The 21,849-nt window shown below is 58.1% G+C and carries 25 protein-coding genes; 14 read left to right on the top strand and 11 right to left on the bottom strand.

Annotation, left to right across the window (positions count from 1 at the left end):
• Positions 1–237 precede the first annotated feature (237 nt).
• From ACQRBT_RS27125 to ACQRBT_RS27110, 4 genes are all read left to right on the top strand, one after another.
• Positions 238–891: a DedA family protein gene (locus ACQRBT_RS27125; protein WP_060754749.1), complete on the top strand. Its 654-nt coding sequence runs from the start codon at positions 238–240 to the stop codon at positions 889–891.
• Positions 892–897: 6 nt separating this feature from the next.
• Positions 898–1,713 (top strand): zinc-dependent peptidase, encoded by an 816-nt coding sequence (locus tag ACQRBT_RS27120; protein WP_060754750.1) that lies wholly within the window; start codon positions 898–900, stop codon positions 1,711–1,713.
• 109 nt (positions 1,714–1,822) lie between these two features.
• Positions 1,823–2,350, top strand: coding sequence for an inorganic diphosphatase (ppa, locus tag ACQRBT_RS27115; RefSeq protein ID WP_003176323.1), 528 nt, complete (start codon positions 1,823–1,825; stop codon positions 2,348–2,350).
• Between the two features lie 213 nt (positions 2,351–2,563).
• Positions 2,564–3,334 carry a LexA family transcriptional regulator gene (locus ACQRBT_RS27110; protein ID WP_412047417.1) on the top strand — a complete coding sequence of 257 codons (771 nt, stop codon included), beginning with the start codon at positions 2,564–2,566 and terminating at the stop codon, positions 3,332–3,334.
• 241 nt (positions 3,335–3,575) lie between these two features.
• Here ACQRBT_RS27110 and ACQRBT_RS27105 read toward each other — a convergent pair whose 3' ends face one another.
• Together ACQRBT_RS27105 and ACQRBT_RS27100 are read right to left on the bottom strand one after the other, a co-directional pair.
• Positions 3,576–4,679 carry a nuclease gene (locus ACQRBT_RS27105; protein WP_412047418.1) on the bottom strand — a complete coding sequence of 368 codons (1,104 nt, stop codon included), beginning with the start codon at positions 4,677–4,679 and terminating at the stop codon, positions 3,576–3,578.
• 245 nt (positions 4,680–4,924) lie between these two features.
• On the bottom strand, positions 4,925–5,155 hold the full coding sequence (locus ACQRBT_RS27100) for a hypothetical protein (RefSeq protein ID WP_412047419.1): 231 nt from the start codon (positions 5,153–5,155) through the stop codon (positions 4,925–4,927).
• A 498-nt stretch (positions 5,156–5,653) separates the two neighbouring features.
• Here ACQRBT_RS27100 and ACQRBT_RS27095 point away from each other — a divergent pair, with 498 nt between their 5' ends.
• Genes ACQRBT_RS27095 through darG form a run of 3 tightly spaced genes read left to right on the top strand, consistent with a single transcriptional unit; the run spans position 5,654 to position 7,952 of the window.
• Entirely contained in the window at positions 5,654–6,226 is a 573-nt protein-coding gene (locus ACQRBT_RS27095) for a DarT ssDNA thymidine ADP-ribosyltransferase family protein (RefSeq protein WP_412047420.1), read from the top strand.
• A complete protein-coding gene (darT, locus tag ACQRBT_RS27090; protein ID WP_412047421.1) occupies positions 6,223–6,867 on the top strand; it encodes a type II toxin-antitoxin system toxin DNA ADP-ribosyl transferase DarT in 645 nt (214 codons plus the stop codon). Before ACQRBT_RS27095 ends, darT begins: the two co-directional genes overlap by 4 nt.
• A complete protein-coding gene (gene darG, locus ACQRBT_RS27085; protein WP_412047422.1) occupies positions 6,864–7,952 on the top strand; it encodes a type II toxin-antitoxin system antitoxin DNA ADP-ribosyl glycohydrolase DarG in 1,089 nt (362 codons plus the stop codon). Before darT ends, darG begins: the two co-directional genes overlap by 4 nt.
• 88 nt (positions 7,953–8,040) lie before the next feature.
• On the opposite strand, the gene ACQRBT_RS27080 is transcribed toward darG, so the two are convergent.
• From ACQRBT_RS27080 to ACQRBT_RS27045, 8 genes are all read right to left on the bottom strand, one after another.
• Positions 8,041–9,198, bottom strand: a complete 1,158-nt coding sequence (locus ACQRBT_RS27080; RefSeq protein WP_412047423.1) for a glutathionylspermidine synthase family protein — start codon at positions 9,196–9,198, stop codon at positions 8,041–8,043.
• 12 nt (positions 9,199–9,210) lie between these two features.
• On the bottom strand, positions 9,211–9,924 hold the full coding sequence (locus ACQRBT_RS27075; RefSeq protein WP_060755234.1) for a DUF1190 domain-containing protein: 714 nt from the start codon (positions 9,922–9,924) through the stop codon (positions 9,211–9,213).
• 18 nt (positions 9,925–9,942) lie between these two features.
• Positions 9,943–10,371, bottom strand: coding sequence for a DUF350 domain-containing protein (locus tag ACQRBT_RS27070; RefSeq protein ID WP_161548457.1), 429 nt, complete (start codon positions 10,369–10,371; stop codon positions 9,943–9,945).
• Positions 10,372–10,386: 15 nt separating this feature from the next.
• Entirely contained in the window at positions 10,387–11,061 is a 675-nt protein-coding gene (locus tag ACQRBT_RS27065) for a DUF2491 family protein (protein WP_412047424.1), read from the bottom strand.
• Entirely contained in the window at positions 11,048–12,082 is a 1,035-nt protein-coding gene (locus ACQRBT_RS27060; RefSeq protein WP_090365617.1) for an ion channel, read from the bottom strand. The genes ACQRBT_RS27065 and ACQRBT_RS27060 overlap by 14 nt, the downstream gene beginning before the upstream one ends.
• Before the next feature lie 69 nt (positions 12,083–12,151).
• Positions 12,152–12,712, bottom strand: coding sequence for a rhomboid family intramembrane serine protease (locus ACQRBT_RS27055; protein WP_412047425.1), 561 nt, complete (start codon positions 12,710–12,712; stop codon positions 12,152–12,154).
• A 54-nt stretch (positions 12,713–12,766) separates the two neighbouring features.
• Positions 12,767–13,465, bottom strand: a complete 699-nt coding sequence (locus ACQRBT_RS27050) for a PspA/IM30 family protein (RefSeq protein ID WP_060755239.1) — start codon at positions 13,463–13,465, stop codon at positions 12,767–12,769.
• Positions 13,466–13,482: 17 nt separating this feature from the next.
• A complete protein-coding gene (locus ACQRBT_RS27045) occupies positions 13,483–14,064 on the bottom strand; it encodes a YjfI family protein (RefSeq protein WP_244385013.1) in 582 nt (193 codons plus the stop codon).
• A 328-nt stretch (positions 14,065–14,392) separates the two neighbouring features.
• Here ACQRBT_RS27045 and ycaC point away from each other — a divergent pair, with 328 nt between their 5' ends.
• Positions 14,393–15,025 (top strand): isochorismate family cysteine hydrolase YcaC, encoded by a 633-nt coding sequence (ycaC, locus tag ACQRBT_RS27040; RefSeq protein ID WP_104996077.1) that lies wholly within the window; start codon positions 14,393–14,395, stop codon positions 15,023–15,025.
• Positions 15,026–15,094: 69 nt separating this feature from the next.
• Here ycaC and ACQRBT_RS27035 read toward each other — a convergent pair whose 3' ends face one another.
• Entirely contained in the window at positions 15,095–16,126 is a 1,032-nt protein-coding gene (locus tag ACQRBT_RS27035) for a PDDEXK nuclease domain-containing protein (RefSeq protein ID WP_198762243.1), read from the bottom strand.
• Between the two features lie 204 nt (positions 16,127–16,330).
• Here ACQRBT_RS27035 and ACQRBT_RS27030 point away from each other — a divergent pair, with 204 nt between their 5' ends.
• The 6 genes from ACQRBT_RS27030 to dxs all read left to right on the top strand — a co-directional run bounded on the left by ACQRBT_RS27030 (position 16,331) and on the right by dxs (position 21,752).
• Positions 16,331–16,975, top strand: coding sequence for an NAD(P)H-dependent oxidoreductase (locus tag ACQRBT_RS27030; protein ID WP_090365611.1), 645 nt, complete (start codon positions 16,331–16,333; stop codon positions 16,973–16,975).
• Complete coding sequence (locus ACQRBT_RS27025) at positions 16,914–17,294, top strand: MerR family transcriptional regulator (protein ID WP_412047426.1); 381 nt, start codon at positions 16,914–16,916, stop codon at positions 17,292–17,294. The genes ACQRBT_RS27030 and ACQRBT_RS27025 overlap by 62 nt, the downstream gene beginning before the upstream one ends.
• Positions 17,295–17,385: 91 nt before the next feature.
• Complete coding sequence (locus ACQRBT_RS27020; protein WP_412047427.1) at positions 17,386–18,525, top strand: Fic family protein; 1,140 nt, start codon at positions 17,386–17,388, stop codon at positions 18,523–18,525.
• 78 nt (positions 18,526–18,603) lie between these two features.
• The gene (locus tag ACQRBT_RS27015) at positions 18,604–18,846 is read left to right on the top strand and encodes an exodeoxyribonuclease VII small subunit (RefSeq protein WP_003194556.1); all 243 of its coding nucleotides are present in this window, start codon (positions 18,604–18,606) and stop codon (positions 18,844–18,846) included.
• The gene (ispA, locus tag ACQRBT_RS27010; RefSeq protein WP_060755246.1) at positions 18,843–19,730 is read left to right on the top strand and encodes a (2E,6E)-farnesyl diphosphate synthase; all 888 of its coding nucleotides are present in this window, start codon (positions 18,843–18,845) and stop codon (positions 19,728–19,730) included. The genes ACQRBT_RS27015 and ispA overlap by 4 nt, the downstream gene beginning before the upstream one ends.
• A gap of 123 nt (positions 19,731–19,853) precedes the next feature.
• Positions 19,854–21,752 (top strand): 1-deoxy-D-xylulose-5-phosphate synthase, encoded by a 1,899-nt coding sequence (gene dxs, locus ACQRBT_RS27005; protein ID WP_412047428.1) that lies wholly within the window; start codon positions 19,854–19,856, stop codon positions 21,750–21,752.
• Positions 21,753–21,849: the final 97 nt, after the last annotated feature.

Below are 21,849 nucleotides of genomic sequence, written 5' to 3'. Positions count from 1 at the left end.
GACTGACACTGCGCTATCGGGAGCAAGCCCCCTCCCACATCTCCCGCACCTGAATTGATGTATAGCTTTGATAATCGCGACATCCCCCGCTACAAAACCAACACGCTTTTCACTTGCCGATCCGTATAATGCGGGCCTCTTTCGGTTGTAAGAATCACGACATAAGCTTGTAGCCCAACTTAACCGTAGCCCCCCGCACTGGCCTGCTGAGCCGGGCCATTCACACAGGTGCCTTTCATGGATTTCAACCCGCTCGACCTTATCCTGCATCTCGACGTGTACCTCGACATGCTGGTGAAAAACTACGGTGTGTGGATCTACGCCATTTTGTTCCTGGTTATTTTTTGTGAAACCGGCCTGGTGGTCATGCCCTTCCTGCCAGGTGATTCGCTGCTGTTCATCGCCGGCGCCGTCGCCGCAGGTGGCGGCATGGACCCGGTGTTGCTGGCCGGCCTGTTGATGTTGGCGGCGATCCTGGGGGACAGCACCAACTATGTGATCGGACGAACGGCGGGAGAACGCTTGTTCAGTAACCCGAACTCGAAGATCTTCCGCCGCGACTACCTGCAAAAGACCCACGATTTCTACGACAAGCACGGCGGCAAAACCGTGACCCTGGCGCGTTTCCTGCCGATCCTGCGCACCTTTGCACCGTTCGTCGCCGGTATCGCCAAGATGCCTTACCCGCGCTTCTTCGGGTTCAGCGTGTTCGGCACCGTAATCTGGGTCGGTGGCCTGGTGACCTTGGGTTACTTCTTCGGCAACGTGCCCTTTATCAAGAAAAACCTGTCGTTGCTGGTGGTGTTCATCATTCTGCTGTCGCTGGTGCCGATGATCATCGGCGTGATCCGCAGCCGCTTCGGCAACGCTTCCTCCGAAGCCAAGCCCTGATCACCGATGTGGTCCCTCAGCGCCTGGCGTCGCCGGCGCCTGCTGGCCAAGCACCCGATTGCCGATGACACCTGGCAGCGGGTGCGCCACCACCTGACCTTCCTCGACGGCATCAGCGCCGAGCAAGACCAGTGGCTGCGCGAAGCCTGCGTGGTGTTCCTCGCCGAAAAGCACCTCACCGCCCTGCCCGGCGTCGAACTGCATCAGGAACAACGCCTGCTGCTCGCCGCCCAGGCGCAACTGCCCTTGATGAACCTGGGAGACCTGGACTGGTACCAGGGCTTCCATGAAATCGTGCTATACCCCGATGACTTCCTGAGCCCGCAGCGCCATCGCGATGCCAGCGGCGTCGAGCATGAATGGGACGGCGAACACAGCGGCGAGGCCTGGCAACAAGGCCCGGTGATCCTCGCCTGGCCCGGCGTCCTGGCCAGCGGCAATTGGGAAGGCTACAACCTGGTGATCCACGAACTGGCGCACAAACTCGACATGCTCAACGGCGACGCCAACGGCCTGCCGCCGCTGCATCACGACATGCGCGTGCAGGAATGGGCCAGCGTGATGCAAAGCGCGTTTGATGACCTCAATCGCCAGCTGGACGCCAACCCGGACGCCGAAACCGAGATCGACCCCTACGCCGCCGAAAACCCGGCGGAGTTCTTCGCCGTCACCAGCGAATATTTCTTCAGTGCCCCGGATTTACTGGTCAGCCATTATCCGCAGGTATACGCGCAACTCAGCCGTTTTTACCGCCAGGACCCTCTGGAACGCCTGGTCCGGCTACAAGCCCATGACCCGCGCTACTCGCCGCACGGCGAATGAGCTTACGACGTCTGGCGCATGGCATCAGCGTCAGAATATGCCTATAATCGCCGCCACTTTTAGGCCAATCCGGCCAAGTTTCTTGGCCAATTAACGGGGGCAACGCCCAATGAGCTACAGCAAGATTCCGGCTGGCAAAGACCTGCCGAACGACATCTACGTCGCCATCGAGATTCCGGCCAACCACGCGCCGATCAAATACGAAATCGACAAAGACAGCGACTGCCTGTTCGTTGACCGTTTCATGGCCACCCCAATGTTCTACCCGGCCAACTACGGTTTCATCCCCAACACCCTGGCTGACGACGGTGACCCCCTCGACGTGCTGGTGGTAACCCCTTACCCGGTGACCCCAGGCTCGGTTATCCGTGCACGCCCGGTCGGCATCCTGAACATGACCGACGATGGCGGCGGCGATGCCAAAGTTATCGCAGTCCCCCACGACAAGCTGTCCCAGCTGTACGTGGACGTGAAGGAATACACCGACCTGCCACCACTGTTGCTGGAACAGATCAAGCACTTCTTCGAGAACTACAAAGACCTCGAAAAAGGCAAATGGGTGAAGATCGACGGTTGGGGCAACGCAGACGCCGCCCGCGCCGAGATCATGAAGTCGGTTGCCGCCTACAAAGGCTGATACCGGTTCTTCATTGCTTCGGCAATACAAAAAGCCCCGACTATTCGGGGCTTTTTTATGCATAAAATTAAACACCAAGTTCAACTAACAACTAACACTGTTTAATACCTTGGAACTATAGAAAAATCCGGCTACAACCCAGTAAAAGCCTACAGGCGCAATTCAACGCATAGTTTATTTGATTAGTTTTCCCGGCCAGTAAACTCTGCGTTTATGAATACATCAGGTGATCGTTTAAAAGCGCTATTACGGGAAGTTCATCTTTCCGCCTCCGACTTCGCCAAGAACCGCGGCGTCACGCCTCAACACGTGAACAACTGGTTCAAGCGCGGCGTCCCCATGGGCCGACTCAACGAGATCGCAGAGCTGTTATGCGTCTCCAGCCGGTGGCTGAACACCGGCCTGGGCCCCAAACATCCACCGGCCAACTTCCTGTTGGACGGCCCCACTGCAAGGACTGCACTCACCCGCGAAGATAGCGGCAAATACCTCACAGGCCCGGCCTGCCCTGCGGAAAAACTCGACGTGGAGATCCCCCTCCACCCCACATTCACCTCCACCGAACGCATCCGCGTCTCCCGGCACACCCTCGACCTCCTCACAGTAAACCCTGACCGCGCCTGTGGCGCCTACATGGTCGACAACGGCATGGTCGAGATGATCCAACAAGGCGCCACGGTCGGCGTCGACTGCGGCCGCACCCAAATCATCGACGGCGAAATCTACGCCGTCTTGCACGAAGGCATGCTGCGCATCAAATACCTCTACAACCGCCCCGGCGGCGGCTTGCGCATGCGAAGCCACAACGCCGCCGAACACCCCGACGAATACCTCACCTACGAACAACGCTTCGAACAGAACTTTGAGATCGTGGGCTGGGTGTTCTGGTGGTCCACCCTCAACAACCGCCGCCCACCCGTACCGCTGGATGACCAGCTTTTGGGCTGGGAAGGCTCTAAATCGGAACCGGAGGTGGGCAATTGAGGTGAATGTGGGTATCATGCGCGGCACATTGGGCAGGGGAGGCTTTCAGTCACACACCCTGCCAGGCGGAGCGGAGGAGTTCCCGCGGATGCCCCTACTATTCAGCCAGACGCGATGTTGGCTGAGCGATTTGAAGGCTGCTGAGGTTTGTCAAAAACAAACTGAGGCGGTCCCCGAGAAGCCGGCCACAAGCCGGCTTTTTAATGCGTGCTGAACCGCATTTTCAGCCCCGTACGCATCGCTACAACATACTCGCAACAATCTCATCAAAATCAGCAAACCTCTCCTTCAACCGCTCAATCGTCCACCGCCACTTCTGTGTCCTTGGCCTGCAAATCGTATTCTGATTACCAAACATCCCAGTCTCCCGCACAGCTTGGCTCACAGGCACCGTATCTAACCACTCAACCGACACAAAGTAATCACACCGTTCCGGGTCATCCACAAACTCAGCGTGATAATTTGCACGCTTGGCAACCTCCAGCACAGGGCGCTCCTCACCGTTCACTGTTACGGTGAATTCGTGTGCGGGGGTCGACTTTCCACGCACCCTTCCAACGCCAACATAACCCTGCTGCGGAATGTTCACCCACACACGATCACCTGGCGAAAGCAACTGCAACGTTCTGCTATACCAAGCGCCGCCGCCACCTGAAATAAAGCCAAACTCCCTGGCATCCTCCCATGAGCGAGAAGCCGAATCTCCAAACGAGCAATAGAACTCACCGTTCCAAGGCTCGTTATGCCCCTCGCTCACCGATACCGCATTCACTTGAGTCTGAACGGGATCGAGTAGCCAGGACCGACTCAACAGCTGCTGCTCGCCCATTTGGAAAATTTGAAAGCAAAGCACGTTGATCGGAATATCTCGTTTGCTGAGGTATTCAACAATCCGCTCGCTGCTGGCGTCTAACTCCGTCGCAACGATGACCAATTGATGGCTTTGATTTAGTTCGTCATCGTCTAAAACTCGTCCGAAACGAGTTAAAAAGTCAGCGTACAGGGTATTTCCTGGCCGGAATCGCTCGTAAATCGCACCTATCTCATTAGGCTGTAAACCTTGAACCCACGCAGCATAATCGAGTGTCTGAGCAACAACGTCCCGAGGGGTACGGTCGCGTTTGAGCTCAACCAGCACAAGGTTGCCGTCGGGGGCTATCGCCAGCAGGTCAATGCGCCCACCTGAGCTAGTTTTTTCTTGCTTGCCTATCAGCATCCACTCGTCTGAGAGAATGCCAGGTGAGTTGAGGATCATGTCCTCAAGCAGCCGCTCACTGACCAACCGACTTACAGGGAGCTTGTTCGGCGCAACACCGACGGTCCAAACATCCGTTTTTATGGGCACGTGGCACATCCTTGATGAGGTGGAATTCCGGGACTCTAACACCGTTGCACGTCATTCTGGCGAGATGTGCAATTGGGCAGCAGGCTGCTGCTCAAATTCAGTGGGACATTGATATGTCGCCAATAACGACATGAAAGAAAAACGTGTCGAAAAAAACGGCAAATGACGACATAGGCACGAGACTAAAACATGCTGGCCGTTACGGCATTTGATCAGCATATTGCTGACCAAATACCTATGTCACGTCACCTCGGCTGCAAACACTCCACCGCACGATCCGCCACCATCTTCGCCATTTCCACCAAATGCATCACCGCCCTCTGCGGCGCAGCCCGTGGTTCTCCAAGCACCTGTGACGTCGCCACCGCGCACTGCAGCAACTCCGCAACCCGCACCCAGGCGTCCTCAAAGCTCAGCTCTTCATTTACGACAAATGGCTTGGTGACCGACGACGAATCAGAAACAACGTTACCCATAGCAAATCTCCAATCGATAATTTGGAGCTGCCACTTCCTGCGACTAAACAAAAGGCGGCAGCTGTACGCAGGTTAGTCGACCGGTCGATTGGGCCCGGCGCACCCGGAGGTGCCCTGCGCACAGCCACCATAAGATGCAGGCGAAGGGGTGCCTGACTCGTGAGTTGCTAATGCGCCAATCGAATCCGGGCGACTAAACCCGATCACTGAATAAGCAGTGACAAACCGCAGCCTAGTCACCCAACCCCGCTGGCGCAATGCGCTTGGGATTCTCTCGGAAACGTCCCGCAAATGATAGGGATCGGCCCTACTGGCGTAACGAATGTGAGAACACTGTAAGTCTACTGATCCGCATGGTTTTTCAGCAGCTCGCCATATAAAGTGCGGCCATTGCGAGCCAAAGTGATATCACAATAGAATCACTTAACTCATCCTGCCAACTGATGAGTGAGCAGGAATGAAACAATTTCAGCTAGTACGTAGGTCAAGGAGACCGATATGCCGGATATCAAGGAACAAAAACTTCTCTATCACCTTACTTCGCTAGAAAACGTGAGCGGTATTTTTCAAAACGGACTTAAACCGCGAGCGCACCTCAGGGAATTCAAAGATGTGGCTGACGCCGAGATTCTGAAAAAACGACAAGATCTCGCACTAGAGCAGTACGTACCCTTCCACTGGTTTGCCGCAAACCCATTCGATGGAAGCGTTCAACGCAGAAGACCTGATGCTCAATTTGTCGTGATTACGGTTCGTCGAAACGTGGCAATTAGAAAGCAGTGGAAGGTCATTCCCCAACATCCATTGGCTACCGATGCCATTCAGTTGTTCGATTATGCTGAGGGCTTCGAGGCCATCAATTGGGAGGTCATGAATGCCAGGGATTACCATGACCCTCAATGCAAGAGCATCTGTATGGCCGAGTGCCTATCGCCCGGTGTAGTTTCCCCTAACGATTTCTTCAAGGTTTTTGTTTCTAATGCCGAAGTTGAAGCCCTCTGTGAGTCTAAAATGTGCGAGGCAGGTGTTAATGTACAAATAGGGGTGAATCGGGGAATGTTTCTTAGATGATTTATAGCAACCTGAATCCAGAAAAGGCTCTGATCTGGCGGATCGTTCATCGTGACAATCTGCCCTGGATTCTGGAAAACGGCCTGCACTGCGCCAGTTCCGAGGTGCAGGCTCCGCAGTATGTGAACATAGGCAATGTTGATTTAATCGACAAACGCCGCACGCGCTGTGTCCCCATTGCTCCTGCTGGCTTTTTATCAGACTACGTACCCTTCTATTTCACACCCTTCTCTGTGATGATGAAAAATATTCAATCCGGGTGGAGCGTTCAGCAGCGTAACAATGATGAGATCGTGATTCTCGTCTCAAGCCTCCACCGCGTCGCCGAGCTTGGCCTACCGTTCGTCTTCACAAACGCACATGCGTACCCGGATTGGACAGACTACTACAGTGATCTGGCGAGTCTCCACGAAATCGATTGGTCTATCCTTCAACGACGCGACTTCAAACGTGACCCCGATGACCCTCGAAAAATGGAGCGTTATCAGGCTGAAGCGCTGATTCACCACCACCTACCGATTACAGGACTCCTTGGCATCATGTGTTACACCGATGCAATGAAACAACGCATAGAGCAGGACGTTGCCGCCAAAGGCCTGACGTTGTCTGTGCATGCGCGTCCGGGATGGTATTTCCAATGATCAGATTCACCCAGGGCAACCTTTTGGAGGCCAACACCGAAGCCCTCGTCAACACGGTGAATACCGTAGGCGTTATGGGCAAAGGCATCGCGCTGATGTTCAAGGAGCGCTTTGCGGAAAACTATCGCTTGTACGCGGCAGCCTGTAAGGCTGGCGAAGTAGAGACCGGAAAGGTTTATGTGACCGCAGTCAACGAATTGGACGGACCTCACTGGATTGTTAACTTCCCGACTAAACGGCATTGGCGATCACCATCGCAGATGGCATGGATAACTGAGGGTTTACACGACCTACGTCGTTTTTTGATCGAAAACCATGTGAAATCTGTGGCGGTCCCCCCCCTGGGTGCAGGTAACGGCGGACTGAAATGGCCAACCGTTCGCGAACAGATCGTTGATGTCTTGAGTGATCTGGACATCGATGTATTGGTATTTGAACCATCCAATCAGTACCTGAATGTTGCCAAACGCAGCGGCGTGGAGAAGCTCACGCCGGCCCGCGCGCTTATTGCGGAACTGGTGCGGAGATACTGGGTGTTAGGCATGGAATGCAGCCTACTTGAGATTCAAAAGCTGGCTTGGTTCTTGGAACGTGCTATTGAGAAGCGGCCAAACCTCAAGAACCCACTGGACCTCAAGTTCGTTGCTCACAAATACGGGCCGTATGCCAATCGGTTAGAGCACCTCCTTAACAACCTGGACGGTAGTTATCTGCATTGCGATAAGCGCATCGGTGATGCGGAAAACAGTGATGTGATTTGGTTCGACCAAGACCGCAAAGCCTTTTTACAAACCTATCTTAAAACAGAAGCCAAAGAATATTCCGAAGCACTGGAGTGCACTGCGGAACTGATTGACGGCTTTGAGTCCCCGTTTGGTATGGAGCTGCTGGCAACAGTCGATTGGTTGCTGAGCCAGAAAAATGTCTCCCCTAGCGTCCCAGCTGTGCGCGAGGCATTGAAACACTGGGAGGGCGGTGCCGGTGCCGGTGCTCGTAAGAACAAGTTGTTCGACGATCAAGCGCTTGAGATCGCACTCAAACGGCTCACACACAACCATTCCAACGCTCAGATGGCGACCTGTTGAGGATGGACTAATTGCCCGCTGACGCGGGCAATTAGCTGATCGGTTGAGGCGTGCCTGCGAGTACTGACTAAGAGGCCAGCAGGCTTTCTCAGTCCAGTATCAAGTGCGGCAAAAACCGGCTCGAATCCTTGGTAATCAGACTATTGTCCTCCCGCACGCCGATGCCTGCGGCCTGATCGCCAATCACCCAAGAGCCAATCAGCGTGTAGCTGTCGCCAAACCTTGGCAGCGGCGCAAACTCTTGAAGGATAAACGGCGCATCCGTGTAAGGCCCGTCCTCCTTCACGATCAGACCGTCAGCGGTTTGCAGCTCAATATTCGCGCCTTCCCGCGAGAAGAACGGCTTGCGCACCCAGCCTTTCGGCACGGCCTTGCCGGGGTCGGTATCCAGGTGGGACGCGAGCAGATTCGGGTGGCCTTTGTTGAACTCCCACAACAGCGGCAGGATGCCTTTGTTGGAGAGGATGGATTTCCAGGCGGGCTCGAAAAACTGCGTATCACTCTGGACAATCGCCGCACCAAAAGGCTCGTGGAAGATGAATTCCCAGGCGTGCAGTTTGAACAGGTGGGGAATCCAGCGATCTTCCAGATCGACGAAACGGCCTTCACTGGTCAGGCCGATGTCTTCAATGTCGATGTGGCGCGATTCGATGCCGACTGTTTCCGCGACCAGGCGCAGGTAATCGGTGGTGCCTTTGTCTTCGACCGAGTCTTTCATCGAGGCGAAGTAGAACGGCTGCTTGACCTGCAACTGGGCGAAAGCCTGGTGCAGTTTGGTGTCGATGCTGTTGAACTGGTCGGCATGCTTGGGCAGCAAGCCGCGCTCGATGCATTGTTCCAACCAGCCCCACTGGAACGCCGCCGCTTCATACAAGCTGGTCGGTGTGTCGTAGTTGAGCTCCAGCAACTTGGCCGGCCCGGCGCCGTTGTAGGAGAAGTCCATGCGCCCATACAAGTGCGGGTGCCCTTCGAGCCATGAGGTTCGGATCATGTCGAAGAAGGCTGCGGGAATGCTCAGGCGCCCGAGCAGCTCTTCGCTGTGGACCACGCGGGCCACGAGGTCCATGCACATGTCATGGATCTCGGTGGTCGGGTCTTCGAGGTCTTGCTCGATTTGCTTGAGCGTGAACTGGTAATACGCGCGCTCGTCCCAGTAGGGTTCGTCGTCAATGGTATGGAACAGAAAGCCGAGGCTTTCGGCCGTCTGTTTCCAGTCATGACGCTCTGCGCAATGGATCTTCTTCATGGCCAGATTTCCTTAACTGCTCGACCCGCCGCCGCCCCAGCCGCTGCGTGCGCTGGCCTTGCTGCCAAAACCGCCACGGGAGGTGGACGATGCAACGGACACCGGCTTGCTCGAAGAGCGCAGCGTGTTCGAGTAGTTGCTGCTGCCGTACCGGGCCTGGTTCGAGCGGCCGAATGTGGCCCCATTGGACACGCGCTGATTGAGCGTCGAGGAGGCGTAGTTGCCGCGATCATCGCGATAGCGATACACCGGCTCGGAGCTGTAGCTGTTGCGGTTGTTGCTCAGCATGTTGCCGATCAGCAGCCCGGTCAGCAGGCTGCTGGTGGAGAAGCCGGAGCCGCCACCGCTCGCTTGCGCGCCAGCCACTTGGGCGTTGGCAGCGTCGACCTGGGACTGTGTCACCTGGCCCGCGGCGGTCAGTTCGAAACCGCCCAGCCTGGGGATGAACTTGCCGGTGGAGTCCTGCTGGCACCAGTCGGCGACAAAGTCGGCATCGCAATCGGCCTGGCTGTCGTACACCGGCGCAATGCGGCGGTGCTCAGCCATGGCCGTCATGTAGGCGTCCGAGCAGACGTCCACCGGGAGCTTTTCATCGGCGCATTGCTGAACCGACTGGAAGTTGTACTTCTTCTGCAAATCGTAGGTTTTTTCCGTCGGCCCACAACCGGATATCGCCATGGCGACCGACGCAGCCAGCGACAGCTGGACATACTTGCTTCGTTTCATCAAAGGCTCCGTGCGCAATCAGTTCTGGGTAGGCGTCATGCACGCGGCATTCAACATGCCGACGCTGATGGCGACGGCGGCCACGTAGATACCGGCCGCGAGCTCGCCGTTCTTGATGCGCTCGGACGTGCCTTTGAGCACCAGGCTGGTCAGCAGAAACGCCAACAGCTGGACGACGGCTGCGATCACCGCCCAGACGGCGAAGTCGAGGAGGTTGATCGAGTACGCGATCACATTGCTGGCCGGAATCGCGAAACCGATAATCGCACCGCCCAGCGCGACCGCCGCCGCCACGTTGTTCGCACGGATCAGCTCGAACTCCTTGTGCGGGGTGACGCGGGTGTAGATGAACTGGAACAGGCCGAACAGCACGGCAGCCCCCAGGATGTAGATGACAAACCCGAGCACGGCCGCTTTGTTCAGGGAAATAGAGAGAGCTTCGAGCATGGACTTCTTCCTTTTTTAGAGCACATTCAAATCGGTTGTGTACAGCGAGATGCCCAGCGACGTGCTCAGGCTGACGGTGCCTTCAGCGTCTTCCTCGACGGAGAACAGCAGGAACTCCCGGCGATCGGTCAGGCCGGTATCACGGGCATATAGCATCGAGCGGTGCTCAACGCTGTAGGAGGTCTCGGGGTTTATCACCTGCTCGCTCATCGCCACCAGTTCTGTCTGGCCATTTTCGCTGCCCCACACGCGCGCGTATTCGACGCCGTCGTGGGTGTAGGTCGGCAACCCGATCAGGCTTTGCGGGCCGGCCAGCCGACGCAGTTCCGCTTCGCTGCTGAGGGTGACGTAACTCAGGTAGTTGAACAGGATCACTGACTCCACCTGGCCGGCGATGTCGCCTGTGTTGTGCACCTGCAACCAGTAGTCTTCATCGTTCATGTAATAGCGCGACAGCCAGGTCGACTGCCCGAGGTCAATGGTGCCGTTGCTCCAGATTTCCTGGGAGCCGGGGATGACCACCGTGGTTTGCCCATCGAGCAGCAACTTCAGGCTACTGTCGAACATCACGCCTTTGCCCGGCGCCAGGCCCAGCGGCCCGGTCGTCGGCAGCGGTTCGGCGGCGGCCCGGTTCGCTGGGGTATTCGCGTTCGGGGCCTCAAGCCCCATCAACTGTTTAAACCATCCCATTGGAGATTTCCTTGAGGCGGGTGGAGGCGATGTAGAAGAGTTCGCCGCCTTCAACGCGGGTGGCGCTGGGCGGGTTGATCGACGGTTGCTGGGCATCTTTGGCGCGATAGCCGATGAGCGTGGCGTTGTGCTGTTCTTTCATCCGGGTGTACAGGTCGCCGAAGGTGGCTTCAAAGGCTTCGGGCAACTTCATCAGGTATTGGGTGGCACCCTGCCCCACGCACAGCAGCTCATTAATGACCACCGACGAGCCCGGATCCTGAGAGGCGCGTACCAGCATCTCGATGGCCATGCTTGAGGTGCACTCCAGGCGGGGTGCATAGGAGCTGGCCAGTGCGGCGATTTCACTGTCATTGAAGTGGGCGACCACATGCCCGACAGGATTGAGTTGGTTCACCGCCAGCACGGTGGCCAGGGTCAGATCGTCAGAGGGGGTTCGCACCAGCACGCGCTCTGCACCGGGCACCCCCGCACGCAGCAATAACGCGATGGAAGACAGGCTTTCGCCGCGGATGAATGCCGCCTTGCCCGGCATCGGGTTTTCGTCGAGGGTGCAATCGCAGATGACGATCAGGTTGTCGTTCGAGGTCTCGTCTTGCAGCAACAACTCAATGACCCGCTCACTGGATGCGCCTTCCCAGCCGATGAGCACGGTATGGCCGACCTTGCCGGTGAAATCGCCTTTTCCCTTCATGCCTTTTCTCCATGCATCGATGACACTGCTGGTGGTTTTACCGATGGCTGCGGTCAGCAGCGCGATGCCTCCGAGCATGACCCAAGCCGCCACGAACACTCGGCCTGCCGAAGTCTGCGGCGCAAGATCGCCATAGCCGACGGTCAGCGTGGTGGTGAGATAGAAGTAAACAAATGTGGCGAGAGCGGTCAGGTGTTGCTCGCCCAGATATACCAGGCCCAGATAAGCCGTGCTCAGATGAACGCCCAAGGCAATGACCAGACCTGCCCAGCCGAAACGGTGAAAAAGGGAGGAAGCGTACATGCGCAATAGAAGAAAAATCGACATTTCGTCCCTGGTTCCCTGGGTTTTTGCTTCCTGATGTCGTCGCCTCGGCATCTGGATGCTCGAGTGCGCTCAGCCGGCATTAAACCTGCTACGTGGTTTGGAGAGAAGTACCTTGGCTGCAATAAATCCGGCGAATGCACCAAACAGATGCCCTTCGAAGGAAACCCCTTGGCGAGGAAGAAAGCCCAGGACCAGACCGCCATACAGTGCCGCCACGACACCCGCTGTTATCAGGTTGCTCCAGCTCCTGTGAAACCAGGCGCGAGACAACAGGTAGGCCCATAAGCCGAATACCCAACCGCTGGCCCCCACGTGTATGCCCGCGAAACCGAATAACCAGACCAGCGAACCGCCCAGCAGAATAATGATCGCGCTGACGGTCACGAACCGATTGAGCCCTTCGATAATCACCAGCGTGCCCAGCACCAGGAAGGCAATCAGGTTCGCACTCAGGTGGGCGAAAGACGCGTGCAAAAACGGTGACGTGAGGATGCCGGCCACCCCCTGCAGTGTTCTTGGGATCAGACCAAACGCCATGAGGCTGTAGCCGGTCGCTACATTCAGCAGTTGCAGCGCGACCATGAACAGGGCCAGGCCTGCGATTGTCTTGAAACCTTTCAGGGCGTCCATCCTGACCTCGACATAAAAGAAGGGCAGACAGCGCCCTTCTTGTTGCGGCTGTATTTACTCGGCCGACTTTTGCTTCAAACGCTCCAGAATCGCATTGGCACTGCCTTCGTTCGGCGTGATGCCAGCTTCGCGAAGCTTGCGCTCGAGGTCGGTACCGGTCGATGCATCGGCCAGTTCGTCCTGGGCTTGCAGCTCAGCGGCGCGTTGCTGCTGCTTGGCCTGCAGACGATTGAGCGTACCGACGGCGGTTTCCAGCTTGCCGTTGGCACCGCCGCTGGCGATGGAAGCGCTGACCTGGGCCTTCTGCACGCTTTCACGCGCCTTGGCCATATCCACTTGCTGGCGCAGGCTTTTGATCCGGCCTTCGGCCTTGGTGATGTCCTTGCGCATGCCGTCGGCATAGCCACCGAACTCGGCCGCCTGCTTTTGCTCGACGTCGCGGTCGTTGGTCAGGGTCGAAATGGCTTCGGCCACTTCCAGGGCCAGGTCTTCACGATTGGCCTGGATCGCGGCCATCGCCTTGGACTCCAGGTCAGAGATCTTGGCGTTGTACTCGTTGACGCGATCAGTCGCCAGTTTGTGCTTGGCCATGATGCTGACCAGTTCACGCTTGGCGTTGGCCAGGGCGCTGTCGGCATCGCGGATTTCCTGGTCGAGGATGCGCAAGGCTTGCTGATCGACGATCGATTCGCCGACTTCGTTGGCACCGCCACGCAGCGCGGTGAACAGTTTGCTCCAGATGGATTGAGTCATTGGATACTCCCGAATACTTAATTGAAGAAACGTTCAAAGGCTTCGCTGGCGCGTTGCACGTTGTCGACGAGGGTTTTCACCTCGGTCACGATGTTGGTCAGGCTGGAGTCGGAGCTCAACGCGCCGAACATGTTGTAGACGACCTGCCCGTTAGGCATGGACTCGATACCGATGGAAGACAGCGGGAACATTTCCCGGCTGCGCAGCACCGCGTCATTGAACCGGGGTACATCGTTGATGGACTCGACGTCGACCAGCACGGTGTCGACGATGATCTGATCGCCCACCACCGCGATGTAAATCGGCAAGCCACCGAAGTCGTTCATTTCCAGCTTGATGCTGGACTCGGAGCCTTGAAGCAGAGAAAGCGTGATGTCCTTGTTGACCACCTCGTCCAGGGCCTGAAGCGCGCTGAAGAGGCGATCGATGTTCCAGTTAGTACCTGCGCTCATATAAGTCTCCGACAAGAATGAGCCAGCTAGAATCGGCTGGCGAAGCTGTTTCTCCATTTGCTTGAGCAGGCTTCGATTTTCGGGAAGCACCCAAGTCTCGTGTTTCACATAACCGGCGGCCGCCAGGCCCGCGCGCATCTGCTTCATGTAGAAGCTCGATGGTTTTTTCGCGGACGGTTTCAAGCGCTCTCCCTGAAGGCTTGCTGAATCGGTCTCGGGCCCTGCTGACGGGCTCGATGGAGAGCTGCTGTTCATACCACTGACCTCGCTCTGAAAAACTCACGCGTGAGAAAATCTACAGGTAATGCTTGCCGGACTCAATAGCTCACGCGTGAGATTTTTAGCCATTCAACATTGTCCCTTTTGAGTTGACGGTATGACCTGTTTCAGCCGATTTATCGCTCTTCGCTCCCCCAGTAATCTGTGCCCATGTTCAACGCAACGCCAAACCCACTTAAACAAAAAGGATTCAACCATGAGCACTCCAACCTACAACCGCCTCAACAAAGACGACGCCATCGTTCTGCTGGTTGACCACCAGACCGGCCTGATCTCTCTGGTGCAGGACTTCTCCCCCAACGAATTCAAGAACAACGTGCTCGCCCTGGCCGACTTGGCCAAGTTCTTCAACCTGCCGACCATCCTGACCACCAGCTTCGAGCAAGGCCCTAACGGCCCACTGGTGCCGGAGCTGAAGGAAATGTTCCCGGACGCGCCGTACATCGCTCGCCCTGGTCAGATCAATGCGTGGGACAACGAAGATTTCGTCAAGGCGATCAAGGCCACCGGCCGCAAGCAGATCATCATTGCCGGTGTGGTGACGGATGTGTGCGTGGCGTTCCCGACGTTGTCGGCATTGGCGGAAGGGTTTGAGGTGTTTGTGGTCACCGATGCGTCCGGTACGTTCAACACCACGGTGCAGCAAGCGGCGTGGAGCCGGATGACCCAAGCCGGGGCGCAGTTGATGAACTGGTTCTCGGTGGCGTGTGAGCTGCACCGCGACTGGCGCAACGACATTGAAGGGCTGGGGAACCTGTTGTCCCAGCGCATCCCTAACTATCGCAACTTGATGAATAGTTATTCGGCGCTGACGGCGCGCAAGAACTGAGTCAACCGCTGCACCACTAAGCCTGCCTTGAACAGCAGGCTTTTTTCGTGAGTAACTCGCCATTCGCAATCAGCCCGCCAGCTCCCGTTCAATCTGCTCGATACTCGGCAGATTGGTTTGCAACTCTGCGGGCAACGACTCAACCAACTGGTATTGCGCCACGCCTATCGGTCGATTGTTGTCGCGCAGCGCATATTCGGCGACGACTTCGTTCTTGCTCTTGCACAACAGCAGGCCGATGGTGGGTCCGTCTTGTGGATGCTTAAGCTGGGCATCGACAGCCGCGAGATAAAAGCTCAACTTCCCCAGGTGCTCGGGTTTGAACTTGCCCGCTTTCAGTTCTATCACCACGTAGCAGCGCAGCTTCAAGTGATAGAACAACAGGTCGACGAAGAACTCATCGCCGCCGACGTCCAGCAATACTTGCTGGCCGACGAAGGCGAAACCCGCACCGAGCTCCAACAAGAAATCGGTGACGTGCTTGATCAAGGCGTTTTCGATGTCACGCTCCTGCGCGTCCAGGCCCAGGCTGAGGAAATCGAAACGATAGGGATCTTTTAGCGATTCCCGCGCCAGGTCGGATTGCGGCTTGGGCAGGTGATATTCGAAGTTGCTGACAGCCTTGCCACTGCGTTCCAGCAATCGGTTTTCGATCTGCATGACCAGGGTATTACGCGACCAGTTGTGCTCGATTGCCTGGGCGATATACCAGCGGCGGGGTTCGGGGCTGGGGAGTTTGTCCAGTAGCGCAAGTTGGTGATACCAAGGCAATTGTGCAAGCACCTCTTGCACAAATTCCGAGTCTGGCCACGCCTCGGCAAAAGCGCGCATGTACTTGAGATTTCGCGGCGAGAACCCCTTCATGCGGGGAAAAGCCGTGCGCAAATCCTGGGCCAGGCGATCAATGACTTTGCTCCCCCACCCCTGCTCGGCCTGGCGGGTCAAGATGTCGTGGCCAATCTGCCAATAGAGCAACACCAGCTCCCGATTGACCGCCAATGTGGCGCGCTGTTGCGCCGCGTGAATACGCCCTTTCAGGTCCGTCAGCCAGTCGCTGTAGCCCGCTGGAGGCGTGGTCAAGCCGATACAGGTTTCGCTCATGCAGTTTCACTCGTTGAGTTTTGAGGCAGGCTAGTCAGGGGTATTGGCTGTCACAAGGGGCCAAGGGCGGTTCAGGAACAGCCTTCCAAGGATTACCGAAACGTCCTGCTGGCACTGACAAATCGGCGCATTGCAGACCCCACGCTTGACTCTCCCCTATACGGCAACCCTTACCCTGAAACACCCTGTTCAGGACCCCGCCTCATGCCGCCGCGCACCCTGGTTATTCTCGGCCACCCCTCTAACGCCAGCTTCTGTTCGGCCCTGGCCGACGCCTACATCCATGCCGCAAAAGCCGCCGGCCATGAAGTACGCGTGCTGCGCCTGGGGGAGCTGGCTTTCGACCCCGTCCTGCACCACGGCTACAGCCAGGCCCAACCACTGGAGCTCGACCTGCTCAGCGCGCAATGCGACATCCTTTGGGCCAACCATCTGACGTTTGTTTTCCCGGTCTGGTGGGGCGGCATCCCCGCCTTGATGAAGGGCTTCATCGATCGTGTGTTCCTGTCCGGCTTCGCCTTCAAATACCGAGCCGGCAAGGCGTTCCCTGACAAGCTGCTGCAGGGCCGGACCGCACACTTGTTGGTGACCTTGGACACACCACCCTGGTATTACCGCTGGTTCTATCGCATGCCGGGCATCCATCAGATGCGCAAGACCACACTGGCGTTTTGCGGCATCAAGCCGGTCAAGACGTTGCAGTTCGGTCCGGTGCTGGGCTCTACTGCGGCGCAGCGGGACAAGTGGCTGAAACAGGCCGGCGCTTTAATAGGAAAAGGGAGTTTTCATGTACATCGGCAAAGCCGCGCAGTTGTCAGGCACGACCATCAAGGCGATCCGTCACTATGAGGCGATTGGGCTGCTGCCAGAACCGCAGCGCCAAGGCCAATACCGGGTCTATTCGGAGCAGAGCGTCGAGTTGCTGATGTTTATCAAGTGCGCACAACAGCTCGGGTTCAAACTCAAGGAATTGCAGGAAATCCTCCAGGGCCATCAAGGTGACGCATTGCCTTGGGAACGGGCGGAACAGGCCATCAACAATAAGAAACGCGAGTTGGCCGTACAGATGGCTGCACTGCAAAAGATGCAGACGGGGCTGCTTGAGTTCGAAGCCCAATTAAAAAACGCACACGGCCTTTGCTCTCAATCGGCCACAGCCCCTGCCTGAGTGGACGATGAGCCGAATAGAATGCACAATCGGCTCACATAATGAGCCGAATAGCGTTTTTTATTCGGCTCACACACTCAGGTGTCTCTCCATGGATCACCCGCTCTGGATCTGGCAACACAACGATTGGCCGCATTTCCACTGGCAACCGGGACGCCTGGCCGCCTTGTTGCGCGAGTGCGGGCAAGCGCAAGGCAAGCTGCTGGGTATGCTCGGTACAGTCAGCCAAACGGTCAGTGCGCAGAATGCGCTGGATGCGTTGCTGCAAAACATCCTGACCTCTTCGGCCATCGAGGGGGAGCAGTTGAATGTGGGTTCGGTGCGTTCGTCCCTTGCACGACGGCTGGGCCTGGAGGCAATGACAGACGGGCAGGTCAGCCGTCGCAGCGAGGGCCTTGCTGAATTGATGATGGATGCCACTCAACCATTCGCGCAGCCATTCACCCTCGCGCGTCTATTGAATTGGCACCACTTATTGTTTCCGGCACCCGAGGCAGGCTTTGCCGCCCGTGCATTGAATATAGGTGCACTGCGCGGGGATGAGCCCATGCAGGTGGTATCGAGCCGGCTTGACCGACCGACCGTGCATTTCGAGGCGCCGCCACGCCTGGGCCTTGAGCAAGCGCTGGAGGAGTTCCTGGAATGGTTTGAAAGCAGTCGTAATCAACCGGAACTGGACCCACTGATCCGCGCCGGCGTGGCGCATTTCTGGTTTGTCACGCTGCACCCATTCGATGACGGCAACGGTCGCCTGACCCGTGCCATCACGGATTTGGCGTTGGCCCAGGGCGAGCACCAAGCCATCCGTTTTTACGCAATGTCGGCCAGCATTCTCGAGGACCGCGCCGGTTATTACCACGCACTGGAGTCCAGTCAGAAGGCCACGCTGGATATCACCGACTGGCTGGAATGGTTCCTCAAAACCCTGTTGAACAGCCTGCAGCAGGCGATGGCTCGGATTGATCGGGTATTGGACAAAAGCCGTTTCTGGCAGCAGCACCGCGACCTCGCGTTGTCCGCCGAACAGATCAAGGTGCTCAACCGCCTGCTCGACGGCGGTGAAAAGGGTTTTGAGCACGGGATCAGCGCCGCTCAGTACCAAGCCGTCGCCAAGGTGTCAAAAGCCACGGCGACGCGTCACCTGGCTGATCTGCTGGAAACCGGCTGCCTGGTGCGATTGCCCGGTGGAGGCCGCAGCACACGCTATCAAATCAACAATGGGAGAGATTGAAGAGCGCCCCGCTCATTTGCCCAGAATCCCCATGTCTGCTAGTGTCGCGCCGGTTTACCGTCTACCGGAATAGCCGCCATGGCCCGCAAAAAAGTTGCACTCGATTTCGAACAATCCCTCGCCGACCTGCAAGCCCTGGTCGAGCGTCTGGAGAACGGCGAGTTGTCGCTGGAAGACTCGTTGACGGCGTTTGAGCAAGGCATCGGCCTGACTCGCGACTGCCAGAGCGCGTTGGCGCAGGCGGAGCAGAAGGTGCAAGTGCTGCTGGAACGTGACGGGGAGTTGGCCGAGGAACCTTTCGATGCGGAACAGCCGGAATGATCGACGCGTATCAGGCCAGTAGCCAAGCCCGGGTCAATGCGGCGCTGGAACCCTTGTTTGTGGCGCCCAGCCCGGAAATGAACCGCCTGTATGCCGCCATGCGCTACAGCGTGATGAATGGCGGCAAGCGCGTGCGCCCATTGCTGGCGTATGCCGCCTGTGAAGCCCTGGGTGCGCCGGCCGAGGAGGCCAATGGCGCGGCGTGTGCGGTGGAACTGATTCACGCCTACTCCCTGGTGCATGACGATTTGCCGGCCATGGACGACGACGATCTGCGTCGCGGCCAGCCGACGACTCACAAAGCCTTTGATGAGGCCTATGCGATTCTGGCCGGTGATGGCCTGCAGAGCCTGGCGTTCAGCGCCTTGCTGGACCCGCGCTTGAGCAGCGTGAATGCCGAGATCCGCCTGCGCATGGTGACCACACTCGCCCACGCCGCTGGCCCGGCCGGCATGGTCGGCGGGCAAGCCATCGACATGGGCTCCGTCAGCCTCAAGCTGGACCAGCACGCCCTGGAACACATGCATCGCCACAAGACCGGCGCGCTGATCGAAGCCGCCGTGCACCTGGGCGCCCTGGCCAGTGGCCGCGCGCAAGCTGCGCAATTGGCGGCCCTGCAGACCTACTCCCGGGCCATCGGCCTGGCGTTCCAGGTGCAGGACGACATTCTGGATGTGGAAAGTGACACCGCCACCCTGGGCAAACGCCAAGGTGCCGATATCGCGCGGGACAAACCGACTTATCCGTCCCTGCTCGGCCTTGAAGCCGCCAAAGTCTATGCCCTGGAACTGCGCGACCAGGCCCTGGATGCCCTGCGACCTTTCGACGCGGCCGCCGAGCCGCTGCGCGACCTGGCGCGGTATATCGTCGAACGCCGCCACTGAGCCGCCACTGAGCAAGTGCGGCCATTCGCGCCGCCTAATCAGCCAAGTTCGGCGCTTCGCGTGGGCAGTTTGCGATGCTTGAGGTAAACTGCCGCCTCTTTTATACCTATAACGATTCGCCTGATGCCCACGACGTTTCAAGAGATTCCCCGCAAGCGCCCGTCCACACCCCTGCTCGACCGTGCTGCCACGCCGGACGGCCTGCGTCGACTGGGTGAAGCCGAGCTGGAAACCCTGGCCGATGAGTTGCGCCTGGAATTGCTCTACACGGTCGGCCAGACCGGTGGGCATTTCGGTGCCGGGCTGGGCGTTATCGAGCTGACCATCGCCCTGCATTACGTGTTCGACACTCCGGACGACCGGCTGGTGTGGGACGTGGGCCACCAGGCGTATCCGCATAAAATCCTGACCGGTCGTCGCGAGCGCATGAGCACGCTGCGCCAGAAGGACGGCGTGGCCGCCTTCCCGCGTCGCTCCGAGAGCGAGTACGACACCTTTGGCGTCGGCCACTCCAGCACCTCCATCAGTGCAGCGCTGGGCATGGCGATTGCCGCCCGCCTGCAAGGCAGCGAGCGCAAGGCGATTGCGGTGATTGGTGACGGCGCATTGACCGCCGGCATGGCCTTCGAGGCGCTGAACCATGCGCCGGAAGTGGACGCCAATATGCTGGTGATCCTCAACGACAACGACATGTCGATCTCGCGCAATGTCGGTGGCCTGTCCAACTACCTGGCCAAAATCCTCTCCAGCCGTACTTACGCAAGCATGCGTGAAGGCAGCAAGAAAGTGCTCTCGCGTCTGCCGGGCGCGTGGGAAATTGCCCGACGCACCGAAGAGTACGCCAAGGGCATGCTGGTGCCTGGCACCCTGTTCGAAGAGCTGGGCTGGAATTACATCGGCCCCATCGACGGCCACGACCTGCCGACCCTGGTCGCCACCCTGCGCAATATGCGCGACCTCAAGGGCCCGCAGTTCCTGCATATCGTCACCAAGAAGGGCAAAGGCTTCGCGCCGGCGGAAGTCGACCCGATCGGTTACCACGCGATCACCAAGCTGGAGCCACTGGACGCCCCCGCCGCTGCGCCGAAAAAGGCCAGCGGGCCGAAGTATTCCGGGGTATTTGGCGAATGGCTGTGCGACATGGCCGCCGCCGACCCGCGCCTGGTGGGCATTACCCCGGCCATGAAGGAAGGCTCTGACCTGGTGGCGTTCAGCGAGCGTTTCCCGCTGCGTTACTTCGACGTGGCGATTGCCGAGCAGCACGCGGTCACCTTCGCCGCCGGCATGGCCTGTGAAGGCGCCAAGCCCGTGGTGGCGATCTACTCGACGTTCCTGCAGCGCGGTTACGACCAACTCGTCCACGATGTGGCCGTGCAGAATCTCGACGTCTTGTTCGCCATCGACCGCGCCGGCCTGGTGGGCGAAGATGGCCCGACCCACGCCGGCAGTTTCGATCTGTCGTACCTGCGTTGCATCCCCGGCATGCTGGTGATGACGCCAAGCGACGAGAACGAACTGCGCAAAATGCTCAGCACCGGCCACCTGTACAACGGCCCGGCTGCAGTGCGTTACCCACGCGGCACGGGCCCGAATGCGGTGATCGAGAAGGACCTGGAACCGATCGAGATCGGCAAGGGCATCGTGCGCCGCCAAGGCCGCCAGACGGCATTCCTGGTGTTTGGCGTGCAATTGGCCGAAGCCTTGAAAGTGGCCGAAAAGATCGACGCCACCGTGGTCGACATGCGTTTCGTCAAGCCGCTGGATGAAGCACTCGTGCGTGAGATCGCCGGTAGCCATGAGCTGCTGGTGACACTCGAAGAGAACGCCATCATGGGCGGTGCGGGCGCGGCGGTCAGCGAGTTCCTGGCGCGGGAGAATGTGCTCAAGTCGGTACTGCACCTGGGCTTGCCGGATGTGTACGTCGAACATGCCAAGCCGGCGCAGATGCTGGCTGAATGCGGGCTGGATGAAGCCGGTATCGAGGTGGCGGTGCGTGAGCGCATGACGCTGCTGGGCCTGTAACAAGCATCAAACTGTGGGAGGGGGCTTGCTCCCGATTGCCGTGTGTCAGTCTCGATATCTATGACTGATGCACCGCTATCGGGAGCAAGCCCCCTCC

The organism is Pseudomonas sp. R19M (assembly GCF_050312585.1).
Lineage (GTDB): Bacteria > Pseudomonadota > Gammaproteobacteria > Pseudomonadales > Pseudomonadaceae > Aquipseudomonas > Aquipseudomonas palleroniana.
The sequence above is the reverse complement of the archived record's forward strand: the minus strand, read 5'-3'. Positions and strand labels throughout refer to the sequence as shown.